Here is a 23,118-nt window from a genome sequence, read left to right as displayed (position 1 = left end):
GCCGGGAAATTTCGAGCCGGAGGCGTTCTGGAAAGTTGTCGGACCCCGTAGGGGCCGGAGCGCAGCGGAGGTCGGATGTTGGTGGTCGAGGCCGCGAGTGCCGCAGTATCGGAGAAGCCAGATGGTCGAAAGAACAACGCCCTTCCGCAGGATGGAGCGCAGCGGAGTTCCGATCGGTGGACGCCCGCAGGGTGGCCCACACCCGGACGGTCACGACCGGGCCTGCGACCGAGAACTGCGGCTACTCCCCTGGGCTTCCACCTCCCACCCGGCACACCGGTCGGTGATTGTGCGGGAGCTGCGGTCTGCGGCGTCGTCGGCCGCGGCAGCACCGGCCAGTGATGTGCTCTGGTACCACTCGTGCAGCCGGCTCCCTGGTGTGTGCAGGAGGTGTCGGTGCGCTCGCAGGAGTGCTCTGACTATGTCCGTGACATGCAGATACGCCGATCCGCCCGGTCGGCACGATGTAGCCCTACTTCACACCTCGCACCTCGGGTCCGCCTGGCGGCGGGCGCCGGGGTCAAAAGAGGGAAGCTGCGACGGGTCGCCGCGTGGTCGCCGTCAACGCGGCGACCCGTCGGGCCGCCTGTTCGGTGTCGTGGTCATGGGTCAGCGGTGGGCCGGAGATGGCTCGGATGCGCATGACCGCCATCATGCAGCTGACGTCAGAGGCTTTCTCGGATTGGGCGAGTCACCGGGCTATCTATACGGGTGTGCGCGCCGCCCGGCCGCATCCACGTAATCGCCCATATAAGGCCGGCCGCCGCGGCGTCGATTTTCGGTGTAGCGACCGCTTCGGGTGGACCCGGTGGCGTCGAGGTCGACGCACCTGCTGCCGGTTCTGTTCACGGGGTTTCCGTCAGATGTTCGAATCTGCGAGCCACTGCTGCACGCTGCGCGGTGTGATGCCCAGTAGTTCCTGTGCGGATCTGTCCGGGGTGATGACCTCACCGGGCAGCGTGTGTCGGTGGTGGTAGGACTCGACGACGGGCCCGGCGGCTCCTGCGCCGAATAGTGGGGTGATCAGTTCGCCGTAGTGATCGGGGGTGATGGCGCGGAAGGTCACGGGCCGGTCGAGGTAAGCAGCGAATCCTGCGGCGATGTCGGCACCAACGAGGCCGGGCAGCGCTCCGACCGACACGACGCCGGTGACGGTGTGGTCGGTGAGGAGACGAACGGCGACGTCGGCGATGTCGAGGTGTGAGCTCCAGGACACGGCGTAGTCGTTCCGGATCGGGTACATGAGGACGCCGTCGTCGCGTACCGGACCGAGGGATATGGGGAGCAGGAAGTTCTCGAGGAACACGCGGGGCTCGATCACGGCGTGGGACACTCCGCTGTCGGCTAGCTCGCGGGCGAGGATGTTGGGAGCCGACGTCGGCGGGGTGGAGTCGTCGATGGTGGATCCACTGGTGGAGAACACGACTCGGGCAGGCCGGGCACGCCGGACCGCCTCGGCGACAGCGCGGGCCGCGGCCATCTGGACATCGAGGGGGCCGATGGGGATGTGCACGAACACGCCGTCCGCGCCAGAATAGGCGTCGACCAGCGAGTCGACCGAGGTGTAGTCGACTGCCACCGCGGGGCCCTCGACGGACGAGGTGTCGCGGACCGCGGCGATCGCGGAGTGGCCGGCTGCGGTGAGCGCGGCGAGAACTGGGGAACCCTGAGCGCCTGTGGCGCCGTGAACGATGTAAGTCATGAACCTATTAGTGCATGCGATGCAGTGGTTACATCAAGTGCATTGGCTGTAACGTGGTCTTACATGAGGCCCGTCAAGTTCGAAGACTGCTCCGTCGAGACCTGCGGCGTTACGCGATTTTTGAGTCTGCTGGACGGCCCGTGGGCCACGTTGATCGTGCGCGAACTGCTGGGCGGTCCCCACCGGTTCGGCGAACTGCTCACCGCACTCGACGGCATCAGTGCCCACACGCTGACCAACCGCCTCCGCAAGTTCGAGGCCCATGGTCTGCTCGTCCGGACGTTATACCCAGAGATCCCGCCCCGCGTGGTCTACGAGCTCACTGCGCTGGGGCTGGGTCTGCGACCGGTGCTCGACGCTATGAACGCGTGGGCGCTGACCGTGCCGATGGCGACACCAGCGGTCGACGAGAGTGCGACGGCACCGAGGTGAGGGCCACCCGGAAGCTCAGCCGTATCGGCATCAGTCTGGCCAAGTTGGCGCCACACCGGGGCTACACCGATGGTCGTACCTGTTCCGGCACCAGCACCGCTGCGGCGCAGGGGAAGCAGCGGGACATAGCGACGATTGGGTCGTTCTGGTCCGGGCGAACACGGACAAGAACGACGAGTGGGGACCTTGCGAGTGACCTAGTTGCCCGGTCGCCTCGTCAGTCTCAGCAGCGGTGCTGCTCTAGGCGCAGATCCGATCGCTTTCTCACCTTTGATCGACCCCGGCTTCGGCTGCTATACGTTAGGCCACCTGTAGTCAGCTTGGCTGCTGGACCGCGGGTACGCGCAGGATCAGGGCGTCGCCCTGACCGCCGCCGCCGCACAGGGCTGCGGCTCCGGTTCCACCGCCGCGCCGCTTCAGCTCGAGGGCGAGGTGCAGGGCGATGCGGGCACCGGACGCGCCGAGAGGGTGACCGATCGCGATGGCGCCGCCGTTGACGTTGACCTTGTCGGCGTCGATGCCCAGTTCACGGGTGGAGACGATGCCGACGGCAGCGAAGGCCTCGTTGATCTCGACGAGGTCGAGGTCGGTGGGGGCGATACCTTCCTTGGCGCACGCTGCGGTGATGGCGTTGGCCGGCTGGGACTGCAGCGACGAGTCGGGTCCGGCGACGACGCCGTGAGCGCCGATCTCCGCCAGCCAGGTCAGACCCAGTTCCTCGGCCTTGGCGCGGCTCATCACGACCACCGCTGCGGCGCCGTCGGAGATCTGCGAGGCGGAGCCGGCGGTGATGGTGCCGTTCTTGTCGAACGACGGGCGGAGCTTGGACAGGCTCTCGGCGGTGGTGTCCGCGCGGATGCCCTCGTCGGCGGTGACGACGACGGGGTCGCCCTTGCGCTGCGGGATGCTGACGGGAACGACCTCGTCGTCGAAGACGCCGTTCTTCCATGCCTGCGCGGCGCGCTGGTGCGAGGTGGCGGCGAAGGCGTCCTGCTCCTCGCGGGTGACGAACCGGTTGTCGGCGTTGCGGTCCTCGGTCAGGGCGCCCATGGCCTGATCGGTGAAGACGTCGTACAGGCCGTCGTAGGCCATGTGGTCCTTCATGGTGACGTCGCCGTACTTGAATCCGCTGCGGCTCTTCTCGAGCATGTGCGGGGCGAGGGACATCGATTCCTGGCCGCCGGCGACGACGATGTCGAACTCTCCGGCGCGGATCAGCTGGTCGGCGAGGGCGATCGCGTCGACACCGGACAGACACACCTTGTTGATGCTCAGGGCGGGGACGGTCAGCGGGATGCCGCCGGCGTGGGCGGCCTGGCGTGCGGGGATCTGGCCGGCGCCGGCGGTGAGGACCTGCCCCATGATGACGTACTGGACCTGGTCACCGGTGATGCCGGCCTTCTCGAGTGCGCCGGCGATGGCGATCCCGCCGAGGTCGGAGCCGGAGAGGGTCGACAGGGACCCCAGGAGGCGGCCGACGGGGGTGCGGGCGCCCGCCACGATGACGGATGTGGCGCCGGAAGGTGCGGTCATTTCATGTCTCCTGGCTTGTACTGTCGTAGGATCGGTGAAAGAACGGTTACATCACGTCATACTCGTAAAATCCGTGTCCGCTCTTTTTACCCAGTTGGCCCGCTTCCACCATGCGCCGAAGAAGTGGAGGGGCAGCAAGGTGGGGTTCACGAAATTCCTGAAACAACGATTCGGAGATATCGAGCACGACATCCAGTCCGATGGTGTCGCAGAGCGTGAGTGGGCCCATGCGATACCCACAGCCGTGGACCATTCCCGCATCGATATCCTGAGGCGTAGCGTAGCCAATTTCGACCATCCGTATTGCACTGGTGAGGTAGGGAATAAGCAGCGCGTTCACAATGAATCCACTGCGGTCCCCCGCAACGACGGTGTGTTTTGTTAACCGCTCCCGTACGTATACCGTCACCCGTTCCACTACCCGCTGAGAACTGATCCTACTCGGCACGATCTCCACGAGCGGCATGACTGGAACAGGGTTGAAGAAGTGAACGCCGACAAGGCGCGACGGGTCTCGTAGCGAAGCACTGATGCGCGTGATGGGGATCGAGGAGGTGTTTGTTGCGAAGACCGCGTCTGGGTGAGCTACGTCCTCGAGCTTGCTCAACATCGCTGTCTTCAGCGATTCTACTTCCGGGAGGGCCTCGATGATTAGATCGCAGTCCGAGAATTCGTCGATGGACACCGTGATCCGGAGACGGGACATGACAGCTTCCAACTCTTGCTCACTGATTTTGCCTGCATCGAGCGCGCGTTTTGTTGATTTCGCAATACGTCGTCCAGCTGCCTCAGCCTCGTCGGTTCCGCGCTCGAGAACAAGTACGTTGTCCCCCGCCCTTGCTGCAATTTCAGCGATGCCGGCACCCATCGTTCCTCCGCCGATCACTCCGACAATCAAGATTGACCCCACTTCTTTGGTTAGTTGATGACTTTCATGTGAGTTGGATGGGCCATCGACGTACTCGCCGGTTCACACATCACAACCAGGACAGGACGGCGAGTCGCACTCGCTGCACCCGAGGACTGCTGTGTCGGGTCGATCACTTCCACACGGCACACGTGGTCCCAGCGATGCGCGCAGAAGGTTCTGCCGCAACAGCTCTGATTTCGACGACCGTTCTACGACAGCGTTTGATCAGCCGGTCAGACGTCAGGTCGACGAAAGACAGTACAGTCGAATTCTCCAACCTTTCCGTTGAACCGGCTGTTCGTCGGAGCGCGGTCGGGCGGACTCACCCGCTTCGCGCCGCGGGTGCGTGCAGTTGGCGACTCACTGCTCGAATCCGGTCCAGTACGGGGCGCGGATCTTGAACTTCTGAAGCTTGCCGGTAGCGGTCCGTGGTAGCTGGTCACGGAACTCAACCGAAGTCGGTGCTTTGAACCCCGCGAGCTTCGACTTGCACCATGCGATCAGCTCGGCTTCGAGATCATCCGACACCCGCCATCCGACACCCGTCACGACGAGTGCCTTGATGGTCTCCCCCCATCTGTCGTCGGGCACGCCGATGACGCAGACTTCATCTACCGAAGGGTGTGAGAACAGGCAGTCCTCCACCTCGATGGACGAGACGTTTTCGCCGCCGGTGACGATGACATCTTTCTTACGATCTGCAACGGTCAAGTACCCATCGTCCCCGATATGACCACCGTCGCCGGTATGGAACCACCCGCCCACCAGTGCAGCCTCCGTCTCTTCCGGTTTGTCCCAATAACCCCGCATCACGACGTTCGACCGAGCCAGCACTTCCCCCGAGGCATCGGGAGATCCATCGATCCTCAATTGCACTCCCAGTGCGGGAATGCCGGCCCGAGTGATTTTGCGGGCCCTCTCTTCCGCGGGCAGATCGTCCCACTCCTCACGCCGTCGGTTGATCGTCAGCAGGGGGGATGTCTCGGTGAGACCGTATATTTGAATGAACTCCCAACCAAGTTCCTCCTCCAACCGGGTGACAGTTCGAGTGGGTGGCGGCGCACCCCCGCCGATCAGGCGCACCGTGCCTCGACCTGGCAGCTCGCCCTTCCAGGTTCTCGCTGCGTCCAGCACACTCGCAGCGACAGCCGGCGCACAACACATGACTGTGACACCGTGGTCTCTCACTCGACGCAGAATCTCGGTACCGTCGATTTTGCGCAACGCGACGTGTCTCCCGCCGACCCCTGTGACGGCGAACGGCATCGTCCAGCCGTTCGCGTGGAACATAGGCAGAGTGTGCAGATAGACATCGCGATCGGTGAGCTGCGTGTGCATGGCCAACGTCACGGCATTCACCCATATGTTGCGGTGCGTGATCTGCACACCTTTGGGCCTCGCGGTCGTGCCGGAGGTGTAATTGATCGTCGCGGTCGCGTGTTCGTTGCGGTTCCATCGGCGGGGCTCCACACCCGGTGCTGTATAGAGATTGTCGTCGTCACCGAAGACGAAGATGTTTTCGCATCGAACTGCGGAAAGAGTCCCTGCCAGTTCTGGATCCATGTAGAGCACACGGCTGCCGGATTGATCGATGATGTACTGCACCTCGGCCGGGCCGAGCCTGAAATTTATCGGAACCAGTACCCGGCCCCACCCACTGACTCCGTAGTAGGACGTGAGCAGCCTGGCACTGTTGTGGCTGATGACAGCCACTCGTTCGCCCTGTCCGATTTCGAGTTGATCCAGTCTCGCGGCTTGACGGCGCGCCAACTCCCCGAAATATGAGTAAGAGAGGTCGCCCAAAGTCGGAGCCGGCTGATCCTGCTCATCGACCACCCCGGTTCGATCGCCGTAAGCTGTGACCGCTCGGTCGAGGAAGTCATTGACGCTGAACGGTACGAACACGAGAGTTCTCCTGTCGATGTGGTGACTGGAAGCAATCGGGTGAGCGTCTTGCTACGTCGGTCGGGCGGCATCGAGAGCGAGGCGTCGGCTCTTTGCTGCGTCGAATCGAGCCTGCTCCGTTGCATTCAGAGGTGTCACCGGAGTGACGGGCACCGGGCGACCGGCTTGGTCGACGGACACCATCGTGAAGTAGCAACTGTTCGTGTGTCGACGAATCCCGGTCTCGATGCGTTCTGCCTCGATACGGATCCCGATCTCCATAGACGTTCTCCCGGTGTAGTTGACCGCCGCGGCGAACGTGACGAGTTCACCCACGTGGATGGGCTCCCGGAAGATCACCCGATCGACTGACAACGTGACAACGTACGAGCGCGCGTATTGCGTTGCGCATGCATAAGCCACCTGATCCAGTAGTCGCAGCAAGGCACCGCCGTGCACATTTCCTGAAAAGTTGCTCATGTCGGGCGTCATCAGCACCGACATCCGAAGTGTCCGCGGACCGGGTGTAGTTGCGTCGCAAACGGACTCGTGGACTATCGGGGGTACGTCCTCCGTGCTGTGTGCCTCGGTTGCAGGAATGTTCTTCATCGCCCATGTACCGCTTCCGAACGAACGCACCGCGTTGTCCTCGGAGTCGAGAACCGTCAATCTCCCCCGGTCGTCGACCTTCACTCGATGCGACGGGGGGAACGACCGGGAGACCCCTCTGCTCATCACGGTGATCCCCTCGTCGAGCGCTGTCACGCCATCATCACCTGGAAGTCTTCTACCAGCTGTCTCGACGCTGATACCGCTGGGGAGGGTCATAGTCGTCCTCTCGTGGGGTGATTGTGCCGTCTACCGTCGGTCACCCGGGACCCGCAATCGCGCGCATACGTCATGTCCGCCCTCGGTCGTGTGCGGTTCGTGACCACGACGTGCGATGGATCGGAACTGCGGCCAGACTAACAACCATAATCTCGACTTGGCAACCAATTCGTACGCACACCTTGGAGCATCTTCCTGCGAAAATCGCAGTTTGAAAAAGCAGTTGCCCCAAACGGTTGACTTATGGTTGGTACTTCAGGTTGGGTACGAGTGACTCACGACACGTCTGTACTGCCACCAGTCCTTTACCGATGAGGCTCCCAGAGCTGAGAGGCACATCTTGACAACTGACGATCACTCCATCGGCTCTACAGCGAGGCCGAGTACCGAAGCTCGTGACATCTACCTGGAGAAGCGTCAACTCCGGCGTGGCAGCGCCGGATGGCTACTGCTGGCGGGGCTCGGAGTCAGCTACGTCATCTCCGGTGACTACTCCGGATGGAACTTCGGTCTCGCCGAAGGCGGATTCGGCGGGTTGGCGATCGCTGTCGTGTTCGTCGCCATCATGTATCTGGGCGTCGTCCTGGGGATGGCGGAGTTGTCGTCCGCCCTGCCCGCCGCAGGTGGTGGCTACACCTTTGCACGTCGCGCAATGGGACCATGGGGTGGCTTCGCAACAGGCACCGCGATTCTGATCGAGTATGCCAGCGGGCCCGCGGCCATCGCCACCTTCATCGGTGCCTACGTCGAGTCACTGGAACTCTTCGGAATCACGGATGGTTGGTGGGTCTACCTGGCTGCCTACACACTGTTCATCACTATCCACCTCGCCGGGGTGGGTGAAGCGTTGAAGGTCATGTTCGTCATCACAGCAGTGGCCTTGATCGGCATCGTCATCTTCTCGGTCACCGCTCTGACGATGTTCGACCCGAGCAACCTCGTGAACATCGAGCCGACCGACGCAGCGGGAGCGTCGAGCCTGCTTCCGTTCGGATACATCGGTATATGGGCAGCGTTCCCCTTCGCCATCTGGTTCTTCCTTGCCGTGGAGGGTGTGCCTCTCGCCGCGGAGGAGGCCCGAGATCCCGAACGCAACGTGCCGCGAGGCATTATCGGTGCAGTGTCAGTACTGCTCGTGACGTGCGTGGCCGTGTTGTTGATCGCTACCGGCGCAGGCGGTGCTTCCGCTATGTCCAACTCAGGCAATCCGCTGGTCGAGGCATTGGGACAGTCGGCGTGGGCAACCGTGGTCAACTACATCGGACTCGCCGGCCTGATCGCAAGTTTCTTCTCGGTCATCTACGCGTATTCCCGACAGCTGTTCGCGCTGTCTCGCGCAGGATATCTCCCCCGAGTTCTGTCGATCACCAACTCTCGAAAGACGCCGACATTAGCCTTGATCGTTCCGGGAGTGGTCGGTTTCGTGTTGTCACTCACCGGCCAAGGCGCCTTGTTGATCAATGTCACCGTTTTCGGGGCGGCATTGAGCTACGTACTGATCACCGCGAGCCATATCGTCCTACGCAGGCGAGAGCCCGACATGGCACGCCCGTACAGGACTCCCGGAGGCATTTGGACGACGGGGACGGCAATGGTGATCGCTATCGTCGCAGTCGTCGCGACGTTCCTGGTCGACGTCGTCGCCGCGGTGTGCTGTCTCGTCGTCTTCGGCGCCTTCATGCTCTATTTCGCGGTGTACAGCAGACATCGTCTCGTCGCAGCGTCACCCGACGAGGAGTTCGCCTTGCTCGCGGACGCCGAGAACGACATCAGGTGACAATGTCGCCGCAAAATATGGCTAGCGAACCTGAGTCGAACACACAGAAAGAGGTTCATCGATGACACTATTCACCACACGCGGCACCAGAACGTCCGACCTCCGTCGATCCCATGGCGTTATCGACGCCGTGCGAACGGATACCGCTGATGTCCGATAACGAACTATCCGCGTTCGCGTCAACAGTGCCGGACTTCCAGACCCGCTACTCGATGGGCGCCGAGGAATTCGTGCTCGTCGAATTCGATGAAGAGATGAGCCTCGAGACCAATCTTATCGTCCAGCGGACAGTGTCGGAGGTCGAGTCGAGACAAATCGACGGGGTGATCGACGTATGCCCTGCCAATGTCTCCTACCTCGTGAGGTACGACCCCGACACCGTCTCCTACTCGACTCTCATCGATCACCTTCAGCTGGCGGAAACACGAGCCCGGCAGGCAGGCCTCGCATCCTTCGACACTCGGATCATCGATATACCTGTACTTTTCGATGACCCCTGGACACATGAGGTGTTGATGCGGTTCCGGGATCGGGTGCAGGATCCCACCTCGACCGACCTCGAATTCCTCTCCCGCGTGAACGGGTTCAGCGACACTCGAGACTTCATCACGAGTTTGACCAGCACTCCCTCCTTGGCGTCGATGACCGGATTCGTGCCGGGGATTGTCTGGTCCTACCAGATGGTGCAGAAGCACCGCCAATTGCAAGGACCGAAGTATTTACGCCCACGGACCGAGACACCGGCGCGGGCGTTCGCGCTCGGAGGAGCCTTTCCTGCTGTCTATCCGACTCCCAGCCCCGGCGGCTATCCCATTATCGGGCGGACCGCCGCACCGGTCTACGACCCCGAAGGAAGACTCGCGGACTTCAAGGACAACTCGGAGCTCGTGCAACTGGGCACCATCTGCAACTATCGCCCTATCGACCGCGCTGAGTACGACGAGATCGGCAGGGCAGTCGAAAATGGCACGTTCCGATATTTGATCAAGAACGTCCGCTTCGAGCCGGCGGAACTGATCGCCAATCCCGACGAATACAACCGGAATCTGACCGAGGTGCTCTACTCATGATCATCGTTCGCGAACCAGGATTCTCCACGACCGTCCAGGACGAGGGTCGCCCCGGCCACTACCGACGCGGCATACCTCCATCCGGTGGCATGGATATGGAATCGCTGATCATCGCCAACGCTCTCGTGGGAAATCTCCCCGGTGCGTCGGTGCTGGAGTACACTTTCATGGGACCGCGCCTCGAGTTCAGCGAACCCACCGTCGTGGCAGTGACGGGAGGAAGTGTTCCTGTCTTCATCGACGGAGAGCCCGCGGAGCAGTGGCGGTCCCACGCCGTGGGGGCTGGCTCCGTTCTCTCTTTCGGTTTCATGCAAAGCGGTGTTCGCGGCTATGTCGCAGTGAGCGGCGGACTGGACGTTCCCGTTCTCTTCGGCAGTCGATCGACCCACGTAAACTCGGGTTTCGGTGGGTTCGAAGGCCGCGCCCTGCGTGCGGAAGATGTCCTGGGCACCGGATCGGAGAGCGCCATCGGCGCCGCGAAAGTACGCGTCCTGGACGAGCGATTCATTCCCGAATTCGACAGGAGCGTTGATCTGCGATACGTCGGTGGCCTGTTCGCATATCGACTGACCGAGGCCGGACGTCGCGATTTCGATACACGTGAATGGGCCGTCACTCCGAATGCGGATCGAACGGGGATCCGCCTGCGAAGCACAGTCGAGTTCCCGCTGGAATTCGTACCGCGTGACCAACCCTTCGGCGCCGGCAGCGACCCCTCCAATGTGGTAGACGCCGGCTATCCGATCGGGGCCATCCAGGTTCCCAGCGGAATCGAACCGATCGTGCTGTCACGTGACGCTGTGACGGCGGGTGGTTACTGCACTGTCGGCACAGTGTGCACAGCGGACCTCGACATTCTGGGTCGAGTACCCACGCACGGCAGAATTCGGTTTCATCCGATCTCGCTCGACGATGCACTCGCGATCCGGCAGGATCGCCGTCGCCGCATCGCGGAAGCGTGTGCATCACTGTCCTGACCGTACGACTCCGGCCATGTCTGCCGGTGCTACGCGGTTCACAAGAGTCACCGTTCGAGGACGAGCGACATTCACGAGAGGCTACCTGTGACCACATCTCCCGAGATCATCTGTGACATGGGTGAGGGATACGGAATTTGGGAATTCGGCTCCGACCCCGAGCTGATGCGGCACATCACGATGGCGAACATCGCCTGCGGTGGCCATGCTGGTGATCCGATGACTATGAGCCGGACCCTGGACTTGGCCGACGCGGCCGGGGTCAAGATCGGTGCACATCCGGGTTTCCCGGACAAGGTCAGCTTCGGACGCAAGCCCATGCTTCTCGATCCGGACGAGATGTCCGCGTTGCTGATCTATCAGATCGGCGCACTGACCGGCTTCATCAAGGCAAAGGGCCTGGAGCTGAATCACGTATTCCCGCATGGGGCGATGTACGCGTACTTCTCGAAAGACGACGCAGTCGCACGTTCCGCAGCCCGAGCGATTCACTCCGTGGCGCCGGATGTCGACATTCCCTGGCCTGCGCCCATCGCCGGGGCAGTCTTCGCCGAAGAAATAGCGGCGTTGGGTCATCACATCGTTCCGATGGTTCTGGTCGACATGACTTACGACGAGGACGGCTCCCTAGTTCTCGAACGGGGCCGGAAGCAGTTCACCGACTTGTCATACACACGTGCACAGACAACGAGCGTCCACACGCGCCGTGAGATCGTGACGAATGCGGGCACGGCTATCCCCGTTCCGGAAGCGGAGGCACTGCTCTTTCATTCCGACGGGCCCAATGCGGTCGACGTGGCGGCCACGATCCGCGACGCCCTGAGTACCTCGTCATCGGTCTGACACATCGCCGCGCCCCGAACGATCCGACACGCCGATCACTGGAGTTGATCACGCCGAAACTGGGCCGGACAATGAAGCTGCACCGCCATCGTGCCTACCTCGTCTGGGGTGTCGGAGTTCTGGCATACGTCGCGGCCGTCTTTCAACGGACCTCGCTCGGCGTAGCGGGTCCTCAGACCATCGACCGTTTCGTCGCCAGCCCGGCACTGCTGTCCGGCCTCGTCGTTATGCAGGTGGGCGTGTACGCCGCCATGCAGATCCCTGCTGGCCTGTTGCTCGACCGGTACGGAACGCGCATCCTCGTCACGACAGGATGCATCGTGATGGCCCTCGGCCAGGCAGCACTCGCGGTCACGACGTCGCTTCCCGTGGCAGTAGCGGGAAGGATTCTGGTGGGCCTCGGTGATTCGCTCACTCTCATCGCTGTCCTACGCCTCGTGGCTCGATGGTTCCCCTCTGCCCGAGCGGCACTGCTGTCGCAGATGACTGGAATGATCGGACAACTGGGCCAGGTCGTTTCGGCCCTGCCGTTCGCCTTCTTGCTTCGGCACAACGGATGGTCGGCTGCGTTCGCGAGCGCATCAGCGCTGAGTGTGTTCATTGCCGTGCTGGTGTTCTCGACGGTGATCGACTCACCCGACGAAACCTCTCATACCAACACAGGGGGTCGAACCGATATAACTGCGGCCATCACGGCTGCGGTGCGGAACTCCGGCACTCGACTCGGATTCTTCGTGCACATGGGAACAATGTTCTCCCTCACGTCCTTCGTGCTGCTCTGGGGAGTGCCTTACCTGATTCGCGCGCAAGGCCTCGATCCCGCCACCGTGGGTGCGATGTTGACGGCCTCGGTCGGAGCATCTCTCGTCGGAGGCGTCCTTCTGGGGACAGTCAGCGCTCGCAGGCCCACATGGCGCCGTGGCGCAGCGCTGGCAATCATCGCCGCGAACATGGTGGCGTGGGGCTCGGTTCTGATCAACGATGGGCGGTCGCCGACGTGGCACCTGTACCTCCTCGTCGTCGTCATGTCGCTCGGTGCACCCGGTTCCCTCATAGGGTTCGACATCGCGAGAACCGCAAACCCGCCGGAACGTCTCGGCGCGGCGCAGGGCATCGTCAACACGGGCGGGTACCTCGCCACACTCGTCATCGTGATAGGGATCGGCCATGTCCTGTCTGTCCGCGGTGGCTACGACTTGGAATCTTTTCGGTCCGCGTGGGCTCTTCAATTCATCGTGTGGATCGTTGCCGCCGGCGGGGTATTGATGAGCCGGGATCACACGACGAAGCCGTGAGCGTCGTCACGAAAGCGCCATCACATCCGCGCCTCCGGCATCGAGCCACACCATTTCTGCTTGCTCGACGCCCGCGGACGCCCTGGCCTCCGGCCTAGATACGTGCAGAGGAAACTTTCGAGCGCACGGGAGGCGCCGGCGGACGGCCGCGTGGCGCGAGCGACTGTAGATGCTGCCGCCGCAGAACCCACCGAATCTGTCAGGAGCTCCGCACGACGACTGACACGACATCGCCCCGAGGCATTCGGCCTCGGGGCGATGTCGTGTTCCCCTCCGTGCGTTTACAGATAGCGTCCCTACGCCTCGGTTGCGCCGACCACTGTCGTGCCGTCTGGTTGCGTTCGCGGTTTGCGACGCGACACGACCCACGGTAGGTACAGAGCCACCGTCACCACCACAGTGATCATCGGTGCAAGCAACGAAGTCTCCAAGGACATCTTCTGTTCGACCAGAACAATTCCAAGCACTGACGCGATCACCCACGCCCAAACCGGCCAACCCACCCTGCGCTGCGCCCTATCGCTGTCGGGCTGGTCGGCCGTACGACCGTCCATCTTCAACCAGACCAGGGCGATGATGACCCACGCGGTGATGAACACACCTTGCCAGGCCAGAGCGCGCGTGAGGTAGCTGACCACGTTGGTCAACATGAAGAGGTAGACCGCGACTCCCACGACGACCACCCAGAGCAGACGTGGCGTGGCTTTGCCGGTGATCTGCTCGACGAAGCGTTCCAGGTTTCCCGAAGCAGAGAAGAAGTTCGCGCTCTGAATTCGGATCTGCGAGATGAGAAAAATGACGAGGCCGAATCCGCCGAGCGAGCTCAGGATCGATGTGATGATCGCAGCCTCGCTGTTTCCGTGGTCCCAGGAAGACGTGAGGTAGATGCCACACAGCCCGGCGAGGATGAAGCACACGACATAGAAGACCCACCCGAAGGTCACAGTGGCATGAAACTTCGAATCCTTCTTGTCGCCGTGTCGCGCGAAATCGAAGGTGTACATCATCATGACCCACGCACCCATGAAGATGAGGTACGCCTGTAGCCATCCTGGCAAGGGAAGGTCCGCCGGCGCGGGTGCGGTAAGCCAGCCGTCGGGGTACCCGCGCTTGACGGTCGAGGCAATGATGATGGCGGCTAGGCCGATGACGTAGAACGGCAGCAGGAAACCGTTCAGTCGGTCCAACCAGTTCTGAACACCTCCTGCGACCAGGGGTACGGAGATCACGATGATGACCAGGTACCACACCTTGATGTCGCCCCCGAAATACTGCTGCAGTGCGATCGACATCAGCGAGCCTTCGAACGTCGCAAAGTACAGGGCTGTGACGCCGAAGAGAAGCGCGGCGACTGCTGATCCACTCGGCCCGAAAACGCGATCGGAGAACAGACTGATCGTCTCTCCCGTCGAAATGGCACGTCGGGTCAGTATCGCGTTGATGACACCGTAGGTGATCACGGTGAGCACCATGGCAACGATGGTGTTGACAGGCCCCACCGCTGCACTTGCTGCCTGCCCGATGTAGAGCCAGATCATGGCAGACGTCATGCCCCAGAAGGCCATCATCAACGACCACTTGGGAACTCGTTTGTCGGTGGGCAGTGCGGATCCGTCGAGACTGTCCTCGTCTCCGGTAAGGTTGACTTGCATGTCGCTCCGATTCTGATTGTCGAGGATGCTGAAACATGTGCACTAGGCATCCGGTCAGTTCGCCGCTGGCCGGATGCCTCACTGAACGAGCCCGGTGATTCCGGGAACGCGGGACTTGCATCGAAAACCGTTGTGGCCGGTTTTGGATGTTTTCGAATTCGTCAGAGAATCGACTGTTCGATGAACTTCGTGTGATGGCTCATCGCGCCGAACTCGTCGGTCCGAAGGAGCTGTTCGAGGAACGCTCGGGTGGTGTTCAGGCCGGTCACCTGCAGTTCATTCAGTGACCGCGTCATCCGTGCGATCGCTGCTTGCCGACTGGTGTCCCAAGCGATCACTTTCGCCAGCATCGAATCGTAAAAGGGGGATACGACCGATCCGTTCGCGACTCCGCTGTCCACTCGAACACCGGGACCGCCCGGCCAGGTAACCGTGTTGATGGTGCCCGGCGACGGCATGAAGTTTCGGCTCACGTCCTCAGCGCACACTCGCACCTCGATCGCATGACCACGGACGTCGATGTCGTCCTGATTCAACGACAGTGATGCTCCATCTGCAATGAGCAACTGCTCTCGGACCAAGTCCACCCCTGTGATCATCTCGGTCACGGGGTGCTCGACCTGCAAGCGCGTGTTCATCTCGATGAAACAGATCTCTTCCCGGTCCAGGTCGTAGAGAAATTCGACGGTTCCCGCGCCTCTGTACTTGCAGGCTTCCGCCAATACCACGGCAGCACTGAGCATTTCTCCACGCAGCCGGGGTGGTACGCCGACAGCAGGCGCCTCCTCGATCACTTTCTGCTGCCGCCGTTGCATCGAGCAGTCTCGGTCGAACAGATGTATCGCGCGCTCACCGTCACCGAGAATCTGCACCTCGACGTGGCGCGCGCGCTCTATGTAGCGCTCCAGATAGACGGACGCGTCACCGAAACCTGCCAGCGCCTCTGCGGAGGCTATCGAGAACTGCTTCTCGAGCTGGTCGGGATCTCGAACGATGCGTATACCTCGGCCACCGCCACCTGCCGACGCTTTGATCAACAGCGGGAACCCGATCCGCTCCGACGCGGCACGCAGCGAGTCGAGGCCGTCGATCACGCCGTCGCTGCCCACCATGACCGGCACTCCTGCAGCGTGCGCAGCATCCCGAGCAGCGGCCTTGTTGCCCATCAGTTCGATGGACTCAGGGTCGGGTCCGACCCACGTCATGCCAGCGTCCACAACGGCGGCGGCGAAAGCTGCATCCTCGGACAAGAACCCATAGCCCGGATGTACAGCATCCGCACCGCAGGACACCGCAGCGGAAAGCATTGCATCCCGAGAGAGATAGCTCGCAGACGCCGAAGAAGGTCCGACGAGGACGGTGCTGTCGCTGAGTTTCGCAGCGACGCTGTCCTTGTCGGCTTCACTTACTGCCAGGACCGTCTCGATGCCAAGCTCGCGTGCGCTGCGGATCACACGGACTGCGATCTCGCCGCGGTTGGCGACGAACAACCGCTTCACTCCGTCACCGCCGTGGACGCGACGTCCACCAGACAGATCACCGAGCGACCTCTATGACGTCTTGCCCCGGGCTGACCTCGGCGCCGTCGTCGACGAGGAATGCGACAACCGTGCCGTCGACGTCAGTGACAAGTGGGTGAAAACTCTTCATGATCTCGATCAGACCCACTGTGTCTCCCAGCGCGATTCGCGTCCCGACCTCGGAATAGGCCTCCTCGCTGGGAGATGGACGCCGGTAGAAGATCCCCGGTATGGGGGTCTTGATCGTGTACGTGTCGGTCATCGTGTTTACTCTCACTCCCTGAATCTGATTGCTCATGCGCCCGATGGCGCTGCGACGAGCGGTGCGGCGCGTGTCCATGCGTTCAACTCTTTTTCGGGCCGCATGGTGACCCGAACGGCGACGCTGTCGTTGTGTCGACGATCACAACTGTAGGGGTACGCAACAACCATTACAAGGGTTTGGTTGTTTCGGTTGTTTGCGCGGGAGTTGCTATCTGGTTACGCCTCGCCCCGCGGTTCTCGACGAGTTGTCCTGCGGCTTCTCATGCCGAAACCCATGGCGTCCCCTGCGGTCGGCGAGCAGTGCCGAACTGCACCGAAATCAGAGTGAGGCAAGTGCGGTATCACCGGATACGACCAGGTGGGACACGCGTTTCCTCACCGCGACAACGATTTCAAGTACTGCTCGATGCTGCCGTCCTCTGCGGCCTTCACCCAGGCCGCCGTCACCGCGCGATTCTCCCCCAGGTTGGCTTCGATCGATGCCATGAACGGGGCGCGGAGCTGGCGCTTAGCGGAGGAGAACACCGCCGGCCGCACCGCCGCGAGACGGCGACCTTCCTCACGGGCGATGTCGAGCGGGCTTTCGGTCGTCGCGGTGGTCACCAATCCAATGTCGCATGCGTCTCGTGCACTCATCAGTGCAGCGTCGGCGAGGACCTGCGTGGCGCGGTGCCCGACAGCTGACCTGAGCACTTCGACACCTGCCACAGGAAGAGGCACGCCGACCGAGAACTCGGGGAGTCCGATCTTGCCGGTGTTCATCACGCGCAGGTCTGACGCGATCGCCAACAGGCACCCGCCTGCGATCGCGTGGCCGTTGATCGCTGCCACCACCGGGAGTGGACACTGGAAAATATCGAGAATGGTTGCCGACAGCGCTGGTAGAAACGACCGGACGTGGTCGCTTCCCCCATCGACGATGCTCGCCAGATCGACGCCCGCGGAGAATGAGCGGCCGGCTCCGGTGATCACGACGGCACCATCGTTGGCGCTGTGCAGCGCTCGAAACTGTTTCGACAGTTCGTTCAGGATGTTTGTGTCCAGAGCGTTCACCTTCCCGTTCTCGAGTGTCAGTGTGGTGATGCCGTCTTCGTACTCGACATGCAACAAGAGAGTGCCTTTCAACATCGGAACAAACCGGGAACACACGTCGACTGCTGTGGCCGACGTGACGAAAACACCCGCTCACGGTTCGCCGTTTCCGGCGAACCGTGAGCGGGTGCGGGTGCTGCGAACTACAGAACTGCCAACGGGTTGACCATCGAGGACGTCGAGCCTTTGGTCTTGACCGGGGACATGATGAACAGGAATTCGGATCGTCCGGTGCTCAGCAACTCATCGGTCTTCATGTTCTCGATCAGGTGTGTTCCGGTCTCTGCAAGCAAATGCTGATGAACGACGAAGGGGGCCCCGGCCACTTCACCCGGCAGTACCTCGACTGCCCAGGTATCGGCTCCCACCGCGGACACTCGTCGGTCGCTCAGCCAATGCGCTGCGTCCCAACCGATTCCGGGCTCGTCGTAGTTGTACCTCTCGTTGTCGACCATCCAGAGGGCGCCGTAACCGGTGTGGAGAATCACCGCATCACCGCGCTTGACCTCGACACCTTGCTTCTCACAAGCCTGCTCGAGATGCTCGGGAGTGATGACGTAACCCTCGGTCAACATGTCGACCCCCTCGACTGCCGCCATGTCGAGCAGAACACCGCGGGTGACCCACGGACGCACGTTGTGAATACCCAGCTTGTTCATCGCCGCCGGCGCGTAGAAGTCTTTGTAGTGCAGACCGTTGTAGTAACGACCGCCGATACCGATATGGCTGAGACCGTCGAGATGGGTGCCGATATGGTAGATCTGCGACACATGTTCTTCCATGTACCCGAGTTGATTGGTATCGCCCAGCAGCATTGCGTCCATCTGACCATGCGCAGCAATCAGCTGGTGGTACCAGCGCGAACCTTCTTTGCCCGGCGGCGACCATGTGGGTGCACCGTATTCCAGAACCTGCGCAAGCTCGATGATCCGCCCCTCGCGAACCAGGCGAATGGCCTCGAGTGTCAATTCGGGACCGAGCTCGTTGCCGGCTCCCAGCTCGTCGTCCTCACCGTAGCGGGACGGCCACCACTGAGGACTGTTGTCTCCTGTGCCGTCATACGTGGACTGACCCGTATCTGCGAACGGTTCCAAGTTCACCGATTCGTCGATCTTGCGGGTCGAACCCGCTTCGTTGCAACCGATACACATGTTCGCTCCCTGTCTCCCGCGCTCACCACGCGGCTCGTGAAAGTTGACGAGTCGAGCTCTCGCGTGACTCCGATCACAGAGTAGACGGGGATGCAACCACAAGCAACCAAATAGTTATTTGGGCGAGTGCGCGTATAGTTAGGCGACACACTGGAATTCGACACGACCCCGCGCAGCGGGACTTGCGTGTCTGATCTCGGAGTGTGGCGGAAGATGATGCTTCACCCATCGACCGCACGTCGACCTCGCATCGGCGAATGCATTCCGGCTGCGGTGCGGCATCCCGCAAAGCAGCACGGGACAGATGTTCCGTGTTCTCAGGAATCGATGGTGGTCCTCGACCCGTCTCCGTTGCCGTCGCTGTGGACTGTGATCGTGGTGCGGTCCGCCCTGTAAAGCTCGTGGGAGTACTCGAAGGGTCGGCCGTTCTCGAGCTGTGTGGTCCGGGTGATCGACAGCAATGGGGCTCCGACGGATACCTGCAATATCGCGGAAACTTCTCGTGTCGCCGCTACCGCGGTAATGGTTTCCACCGCGGCGCCTTTGTGTACTCCGTACTGGCACTCGATGACCTCGTACAGAGACCCACCGAGCGGCTGCTCGAGCAGCCCGGGAAAAAGATCGCAGGGAAATCGCGCAGCCTCGAGCACCAGAGGTAGACCGTCTGCCAGGCGAAGCCGGTCGATGTGAAAGATCCAGGCGTCTGTTTCCAGGCCGAGTTGTTTCGCGGTGTCCTCGTCGGCGGGTGCCGCTCGGGTGGCGAGAACGGTACTGCCGGAGGCGACGCCCTGCGCACGCAGATACTGTGGCAGTCCGACCAACGGCGTGGATCGGATGAGCCGCTTCGGCGCTACGAAGACTCCTCCGCTGCGTCCGTGTGTACGAAGGATCTCATTGCCGGTCTCCAGTTTCTGGAGACCCAGGCGTATCGACCATCTGCTGACACCGAGCATGGTGGCCAGTTCGCGTTCTGCACCGATTCGGTCTCCCGGTTCGAGACCCCGGTCGACGATCATCGCCCGAATCGCAGCTTGAATATCGTCTGCGTTCATCGCGGGACGGCCGGGTGTGGTGTCGTCAGTCACTGATCCTCCTGACCGGGAGCCTAGCAAATGGTCGCCACGCCCGACCGCATACCGCGTCGGGTCGATCCTAGTGAACGGGTGTGGTCATTTCTGGGTGGTGCTGACGGTGAAGTGCTTGGTCAGGTCCGTGTGCGGGCGAGGAATGACGTGCACCGACACCAGGTCGCCGATGTTCGACGCCGTCTCCGCGCCTGCTTCCGTCGCGGCCTTCACAGCGCCGACGTCGCCGTTGATGATGACCGCGACCAGGCCGTCGCCGACTTCCGCTCGGCCGACGAGGGTGACGTTGGCCGCCTTGACCATCGCGTCCGCCGCAGCCAGTGCCGCGACATATCCGCGAGTTTCGATCATTCCGATTGCATCACTCATGAGTCGTCTCTTCTTTCCCGGTGGTGGTTGTGTGGTTGGTGGTAGTGGTGTCGTGTGGCGCCGAAGGCAGATCGAGTACCCCCACGACAAGGGCATCGACCGGAGCCGAACCGGGCAGATGGCTCGACACGGAGCTACCGAGAGCGATCAGCACTCGATCTCCCGGTCCGCTGCCGAGATGATCCAGCGCGACGACCCGCTCGCTCGTCTCGTCCCGCTGCACGTCGAGCAACGCCCCGGAGGGAAACCCGTCCACACGCTTCGTAGCCCAGACCGGGCCGATGACAGTGGCTTTGATCATGACGACCGAACCACGTCGAGCGAGTTCTTGCGGATCTGCTCCCGCGCCAGTGGGGTGATGACAACGCTCCGCCCCAGCACCAGGCGTGCCCCGGACGCGACTGCGCGTGCGGCGATGCGCTCGCTCAACACCCCCCGCTCCACCTCGATGGTCTCGACATCACTCGAACTCGCCGTGATCGACGGCACCCTCGCCGAGAAAGCACCCGACTCCGGCAGCCCCTTCTGGAAACGGAAGGTCAGACTCCCCGACCGCACCAGCGGACCCGTCAACGGGCTGTCCAGCAGCTCCACGATCCGACCGACGAACCTCGCCAAATCGTCATCGCCGGCGATCGAGACCGGGAGCGCCGTCGTCAACGCCTGCAGCTGGGGGGCGATCTCACCGATCACATCACGAATGAGCGCCCGCAGATCGTCCGCACCCAGGGCAGTCATCGCCGCATCTCCAACGCCGCCCCGGCCGCCTCCGCCGCCGTCCGGACTGCATCCTCGTTGCCGGCCAGATACACCCGACCCGACGCACCCATCATCCGGTAGTCGACGACCTTGATCGGACTGGCCTTCTCCGCCTCATTGGTAGCCAGGATCGCGTACGACGCCGGCTGCATCTCCATCACGAACAACGAATCGCCGGGCAACAACATCGAACCGGCCTTGTTGCGATTGATCAGGAACGCATGCTCATCGTCGACATTGGAGATGATCTTCGACGCGATCACCTCCGGCGGCCGCGTGTCCGACTCAGACGCCCCTAACGCCTCGAGCACCGCCTGCGCCGCCAACCGCACCGCATCCGCCGACTTCGAATGGATCTCCAGATAACCGAACTGCCGCTCCACCACCAACATGCCCGCGCGCACCTGAGAATTCTTCAACGCCACATCCGTCAGAGGCTCGATGTCGAGCCCGGGCGCGATCTCGATGACCTGCGCGGACATGTTCGCCCGCGGCAGACTCCCCCGAACGAACGTACCCAGATAACACATCGTCTGAGGCTGCAACTTGTCGATGAAGATGAACGACCGCAGATCAGCCATGCGACGGACCGATCAATCCACGCAACTCCTCGACGATCAACCGCCGCAACTCCTCACGCGCCGTGCCGTGTCCCGCTCCGGACGACGACCCGTTCTGCCCGGATCCAGATCGGGTTTGACGTAGATCGCGCGCGACCTTTTCGAACTCGGTCAGCATGCGGTCGGTATCGGACTGACTCAGGATGATCGGCGGGCGCACCTTGATGACGTTGCCGTAGCTACCGGCAGTGCTGGTGAGGATGCGTCGATGCCGGAGGCCGTTGACGAATGCGAGAGTGGTTTGTGTATCAGGCGTCTTGGTGTCCAGATCGGAGACGAACTCCACACCCAGATACAGGCCTGCGCCTCTTACGTCGGCGGCGAACTCGTACCGATCGAGGATCCCCCGCATCCCATCGGTCAGTTGCTTGCCCTTGTCGAGGGCATTCGCGACCAGCTTCTCGTCATGAATGACGTCCAGTACTGCCTGAGCTGCAGCGACCGGCACGTTCTCCCCTCCGAACGTGTTGAAGTAAGCGACGTCCCGAGCAAATTTGGCAAGCAGCTCGCTCTGCGCGACGACCCCGCCGATGGGCATACCGTTGCCCATGGGCTTGCCCATGGTCACCAGGTCGGGAACGAAGCCGCTTCGCTGATAGCCCCACATCGCTTCGCCTGTTCGACCGAACCCCGATTGAACCTCGTCGCTGATCACCAATCCGCCTGCAGCGTGGACGATCTCGGTCGCTGCTCGCAGGATACCCTGATCCGGAAAGATTCCGTCCGACGAGAAGAGACTGTCCACGATGAGCGCGGCGAGTTGTATTCCGCGCCGTCGGAGGTCCTCGATTTGAGCGCGGAGGGCTCCCAGAAAATGTGACTCCATCTCCGACTCTGTGCGGCGGAACATGTCCGGAGGTGGCACGAGACGAACGTCGGCACCGAGGACGGTGCCGTTCCCTGAGGACGGAGACCAGGATGCGACGTCGCGCGTACATCCGTGGTACGCGTACTCGGAGACGATGACCCCGGTTCCCCCGCTGACGGAGCGTGCGATGCGCACCGCGAGGTCGTTGGCTTCCGAACCGGTACAGGTGAACATCACGTTGTCGAGAGCATCGTCGTGGGTGGCGACGAGGTTCTCGGCGTACTCCACGATGTCGCGTTGCAGGTAACGGGTGTTGGTGTTGATCGTGCGCAGCTGACGTGACACCGCGTCGACGACGCGGGGATGATTGTGCCCGACGCTGGGCACGTTGTTGTACGCGTCGAGGTACTCGTCGCCATTGACGTCGTAGATCTTGGTTCCTTCGGCACGCACCGGCTGGAACGGTTGCTCGTACGCCAAGCGGTAGGCGGGTCCCATGACGCGACTTCTTCGCTCGACCAGGTCACGCGTCTGAGCGTCGAGCGAG

Annotated in this window: 22 protein-coding genes; 6 read left to right on the top strand and 16 right to left on the bottom strand. The window is 62.1% G+C overall.

Annotated elements, in window-relative coordinates; translation table 11 throughout:
• Positions 1 to 859: 859 nt before the first annotated feature.
• Positions 860 to 1,702 (bottom strand): SDR family oxidoreductase, encoded by an 843-nt coding sequence (locus AC0IX4_RS22635; protein WP_471831287.1) that lies wholly within the window; start codon positions 1,700 to 1,702, stop codon positions 860 to 862.
• A 63-nt stretch (positions 1,703 to 1,765) separates the two neighbouring features.
• Between AC0IX4_RS22635 and AC0IX4_RS22630 the strand changes: the two genes are divergently transcribed.
• Positions 1,766 to 2,134, top strand: coding sequence for a winged helix-turn-helix transcriptional regulator (locus AC0IX4_RS22630; RefSeq protein WP_471831286.1), 369 nt, complete (start codon positions 1,766 to 1,768; stop codon positions 2,132 to 2,134).
• Between the two features lie 315 nt (positions 2,135 to 2,449).
• Here AC0IX4_RS22630 and AC0IX4_RS22625 read toward each other — a convergent pair whose 3' ends face one another.
• The 4 genes from AC0IX4_RS22625 to AC0IX4_RS22610 form a co-directional block, all read right to left on the bottom strand.
• On the bottom strand, positions 2,450 to 3,667 hold the full coding sequence (locus AC0IX4_RS22625; protein ID WP_471831285.1) for an acetyl-CoA C-acetyltransferase: 1,218 nt from the start codon (positions 3,665 to 3,667) through the stop codon (positions 2,450 to 2,452).
• A gap of 46 nt (positions 3,668 to 3,713) precedes the next feature.
• Complete coding sequence (locus AC0IX4_RS22620) at positions 3,714 to 4,568, bottom strand: 3-hydroxybutyryl-CoA dehydrogenase (protein WP_471831371.1); 855 nt, start codon at positions 4,566 to 4,568, stop codon at positions 3,714 to 3,716.
• Between the two features lie 369 nt (positions 4,569 to 4,937).
• Positions 4,938 to 6,482, bottom strand: a complete 1,545-nt coding sequence (locus AC0IX4_RS22615) for an AMP-binding protein (RefSeq protein ID WP_471831284.1) — start codon at positions 6,480 to 6,482, stop codon at positions 4,938 to 4,940.
• Between the two features lie 51 nt (positions 6,483 to 6,533).
• Positions 6,534 to 6,965: an acyl-CoA thioesterase gene (locus tag AC0IX4_RS22610; protein WP_471831370.1), complete on the bottom strand. Its 432-nt coding sequence runs from the start codon at positions 6,963 to 6,965 to the stop codon at positions 6,534 to 6,536.
• 685 nt (positions 6,966 to 7,650) lie between these two features.
• Here AC0IX4_RS22610 and eat point away from each other — a divergent pair.
• From eat to AC0IX4_RS22585, 5 genes are all read left to right on the top strand, one after another.
• Positions 7,651 to 9,066 carry an ethanolamine permease gene (gene eat, locus AC0IX4_RS22605; protein WP_471831368.1) on the top strand — a complete coding sequence of 472 codons (1,416 nt, stop codon included), beginning with the start codon at positions 7,651 to 7,653 and terminating at the stop codon, positions 9,064 to 9,066.
• Positions 9,067 to 9,215: 149 nt separating this feature from the next.
• Entirely contained in the window at positions 9,216 to 10,136 is a 921-nt protein-coding gene (locus tag AC0IX4_RS22600) for a 5-oxoprolinase subunit B family protein (protein ID WP_471831283.1), read from the top strand.
• Entirely contained in the window at positions 10,133 to 11,113 is a 981-nt protein-coding gene (locus AC0IX4_RS22595) for a 5-oxoprolinase subunit C family protein (protein ID WP_471831281.1), read from the top strand. Before AC0IX4_RS22600 ends, AC0IX4_RS22595 begins: the two co-directional genes overlap by 4 nt.
• 117 nt (positions 11,114 to 11,230) lie before the next feature.
• Positions 11,231 to 11,956, top strand: coding sequence for a 5-oxoprolinase subunit PxpA (locus tag AC0IX4_RS22590; protein WP_471831366.1), 726 nt, complete (start codon positions 11,231 to 11,233; stop codon positions 11,954 to 11,956).
• Positions 11,957 to 12,027: 71 nt separating this feature from the next.
• Positions 12,028 to 13,251 carry an MFS transporter gene (locus AC0IX4_RS22585; RefSeq protein ID WP_471831280.1) on the top strand — a complete coding sequence of 408 codons (1,224 nt, stop codon included), beginning with the start codon at positions 12,028 to 12,030 and terminating at the stop codon, positions 13,249 to 13,251.
• Between the two features lie 296 nt (positions 13,252 to 13,547).
• Here AC0IX4_RS22585 and AC0IX4_RS22580 read toward each other — a convergent pair whose 3' ends face one another.
• The 11 genes from AC0IX4_RS22580 to AC0IX4_RS22530 form a co-directional block, all read right to left on the bottom strand.
• Entirely contained in the window at positions 13,548 to 14,789 is a 1,242-nt protein-coding gene (locus AC0IX4_RS22580; protein ID WP_471831279.1) for a purine-cytosine permease family protein, read from the bottom strand.
• A gap of 275 nt (positions 14,790 to 15,064) precedes the next feature.
• Entirely contained in the window at positions 15,065 to 16,402 is a 1,338-nt protein-coding gene (locus AC0IX4_RS22575; protein WP_471831278.1) for an acetyl-CoA carboxylase biotin carboxylase subunit, read from the bottom strand.
• 37 nt (positions 16,403 to 16,439) lie between these two features.
• Positions 16,440 to 16,685 (bottom strand): acetyl-CoA carboxylase, encoded by a 246-nt coding sequence (locus AC0IX4_RS22570; protein ID WP_471831277.1) that lies wholly within the window; start codon positions 16,683 to 16,685, stop codon positions 16,440 to 16,442.
• A gap of 377 nt (positions 16,686 to 17,062) precedes the next feature.
• Complete coding sequence (locus AC0IX4_RS22565; RefSeq protein ID WP_471831275.1) at positions 17,063 to 17,815, bottom strand: enoyl-CoA hydratase/isomerase family protein; 753 nt, start codon at positions 17,813 to 17,815, stop codon at positions 17,063 to 17,065.
• A gap of 107 nt (positions 17,816 to 17,922) precedes the next feature.
• Positions 17,923 to 18,930, bottom strand: coding sequence for a cyclase family protein (locus AC0IX4_RS22560; protein WP_471831274.1), 1,008 nt, complete (start codon positions 18,928 to 18,930; stop codon positions 17,923 to 17,925).
• Between the two features lie 317 nt (positions 18,931 to 19,247).
• The gene (locus AC0IX4_RS22555) at positions 19,248 to 20,015 is read right to left on the bottom strand and encodes a GntR family transcriptional regulator (RefSeq protein WP_471831272.1); all 768 of its coding nucleotides are present in this window, start codon (positions 20,013 to 20,015) and stop codon (positions 19,248 to 19,250) included.
• 84 nt (positions 20,016 to 20,099) lie between these two features.
• Positions 20,100 to 20,384, bottom strand: a complete 285-nt coding sequence (locus AC0IX4_RS22550) for a BMC domain-containing protein (RefSeq protein ID WP_471831269.1) — start codon at positions 20,382 to 20,384, stop codon at positions 20,100 to 20,102.
• Positions 20,377 to 20,685, bottom strand: coding sequence for a EutN/CcmL family microcompartment protein (locus AC0IX4_RS22545; protein WP_471831268.1), 309 nt, complete (start codon positions 20,683 to 20,685; stop codon positions 20,377 to 20,379). Before AC0IX4_RS22545 ends, AC0IX4_RS22550 begins: the two co-directional genes overlap by 8 nt.
• Complete coding sequence (locus AC0IX4_RS22540; protein WP_471831267.1) at positions 20,682 to 21,122, bottom strand: hypothetical protein; 441 nt, start codon at positions 21,120 to 21,122, stop codon at positions 20,682 to 20,684. Before AC0IX4_RS22540 ends, AC0IX4_RS22545 begins: the two co-directional genes overlap by 4 nt.
• Positions 21,119 to 21,724: a hypothetical protein gene (locus AC0IX4_RS22535; RefSeq protein ID WP_471831266.1), complete on the bottom strand. Its 606-nt coding sequence runs from the start codon at positions 21,722 to 21,724 to the stop codon at positions 21,119 to 21,121. The genes AC0IX4_RS22540 and AC0IX4_RS22535 overlap by 4 nt, the downstream gene beginning before the upstream one ends.
• Positions 21,717 to 23,069, bottom strand: a complete 1,353-nt coding sequence (locus tag AC0IX4_RS22530) for an aspartate aminotransferase family protein (protein WP_471831364.1) — start codon at positions 23,067 to 23,069, stop codon at positions 21,717 to 21,719. The genes AC0IX4_RS22535 and AC0IX4_RS22530 overlap by 8 nt, the downstream gene beginning before the upstream one ends.
• Positions 23,070 to 23,118: the final 49 nt, after the last annotated feature.

It is taken from the genome of Rhodococcus sp. AC861 (assembly GCF_979256035.1).
The sequence above is the reverse complement of the archived record's forward strand: the minus strand, read 5'-3'. Positions and strand labels throughout refer to the sequence as shown.

Excerpts from the sequence above, each read along its gene's own strand:
- AC0IX4_RS22635 (WP_471831287.1), bottom strand. The coding sequence starts at position 1,702 with ATGACTTACATCGTTCACGGCGCCACAGGCGCTCAGGGTTCCCCAGTT.
- AC0IX4_RS22630 (WP_471831286.1), top strand. The coding sequence starts at position 1,766 with ATGAGGCCCGTCAAGTTCGAAGACTGCTCCGTCGAGACCTGCGGCGTT.
- AC0IX4_RS22625 (WP_471831285.1), bottom strand. The coding sequence starts at position 3,667 with ATGACCGCACCTTCCGGCGCCACATCCGTCATCGTGGCGGGCGCCCGC.
- AC0IX4_RS22610 (WP_471831370.1), bottom strand. The coding sequence starts at position 6,965 with ATGTCGGTGCTGATGACGCCCGACATGAGCAACTTTTCAGGAAATGTG.
- AC0IX4_RS22600 (WP_471831283.1), top strand. The coding sequence starts at position 9,216 with ATGTCCGATAACGAACTATCCGCGTTCGCGTCAACAGTGCCGGACTTC.
- AC0IX4_RS22595 (WP_471831281.1), top strand. The coding sequence starts at position 10,133 with ATGATCATCGTTCGCGAACCAGGATTCTCCACGACCGTCCAGGACGAG.
- AC0IX4_RS22590 (WP_471831366.1), top strand. The coding sequence starts at position 11,231 with ATGGGTGAGGGATACGGAATTTGGGAATTCGGCTCCGACCCCGAGCTG.
- AC0IX4_RS22585 (WP_471831280.1), top strand. The coding sequence starts at position 12,028 with ATGAAGCTGCACCGCCATCGTGCCTACCTCGTCTGGGGTGTCGGAGTT.
- AC0IX4_RS22580 (WP_471831279.1), bottom strand. The coding sequence starts at position 14,789 with ATGATCTGGCTCTACATCGGGCAGGCAGCAAGTGCAGCGGTGGGGCCT.
- AC0IX4_RS22570 (WP_471831277.1), bottom strand. The coding sequence starts at position 16,685 with ATGACCGACACGTACACGATCAAGACCCCCATACCGGGGATCTTCTAC.
- AC0IX4_RS22565 (WP_471831275.1), bottom strand. The coding sequence starts at position 17,815 with ATGTTGAAAGGCACTCTCTTGTTGCATGTCGAGTACGAAGACGGCATC.
- AC0IX4_RS22560 (WP_471831274.1), bottom strand. The coding sequence starts at position 18,930 with ATGTGTATCGGTTGCAACGAAGCGGGTTCGACCCGCAAGATCGACGAA.
- AC0IX4_RS22550 (WP_471831269.1), bottom strand. The coding sequence starts at position 20,384 with ATGAGTGATGCAATCGGAATGATCGAAACTCGCGGATATGTCGCGGCA.
- AC0IX4_RS22545 (WP_471831268.1), bottom strand. The coding sequence starts at position 20,685 with ATGATCAAAGCCACTGTCATCGGCCCGGTCTGGGCTACGAAGCGTGTG.
- AC0IX4_RS22540 (WP_471831267.1), bottom strand. The coding sequence starts at position 21,122 with ATGACTGCCCTGGGTGCGGACGATCTGCGGGCGCTCATTCGTGATGTG.
- AC0IX4_RS22535 (WP_471831266.1), bottom strand. The coding sequence starts at position 21,724 with ATGGCTGATCTGCGGTCGTTCATCTTCATCGACAAGTTGCAGCCTCAG.
- AC0IX4_RS22530 (WP_471831364.1), bottom strand. The coding sequence starts at position 23,069 with ATGGGACCCGCCTACCGCTTGGCGTACGAGCAACCGTTCCAGCCGGTG.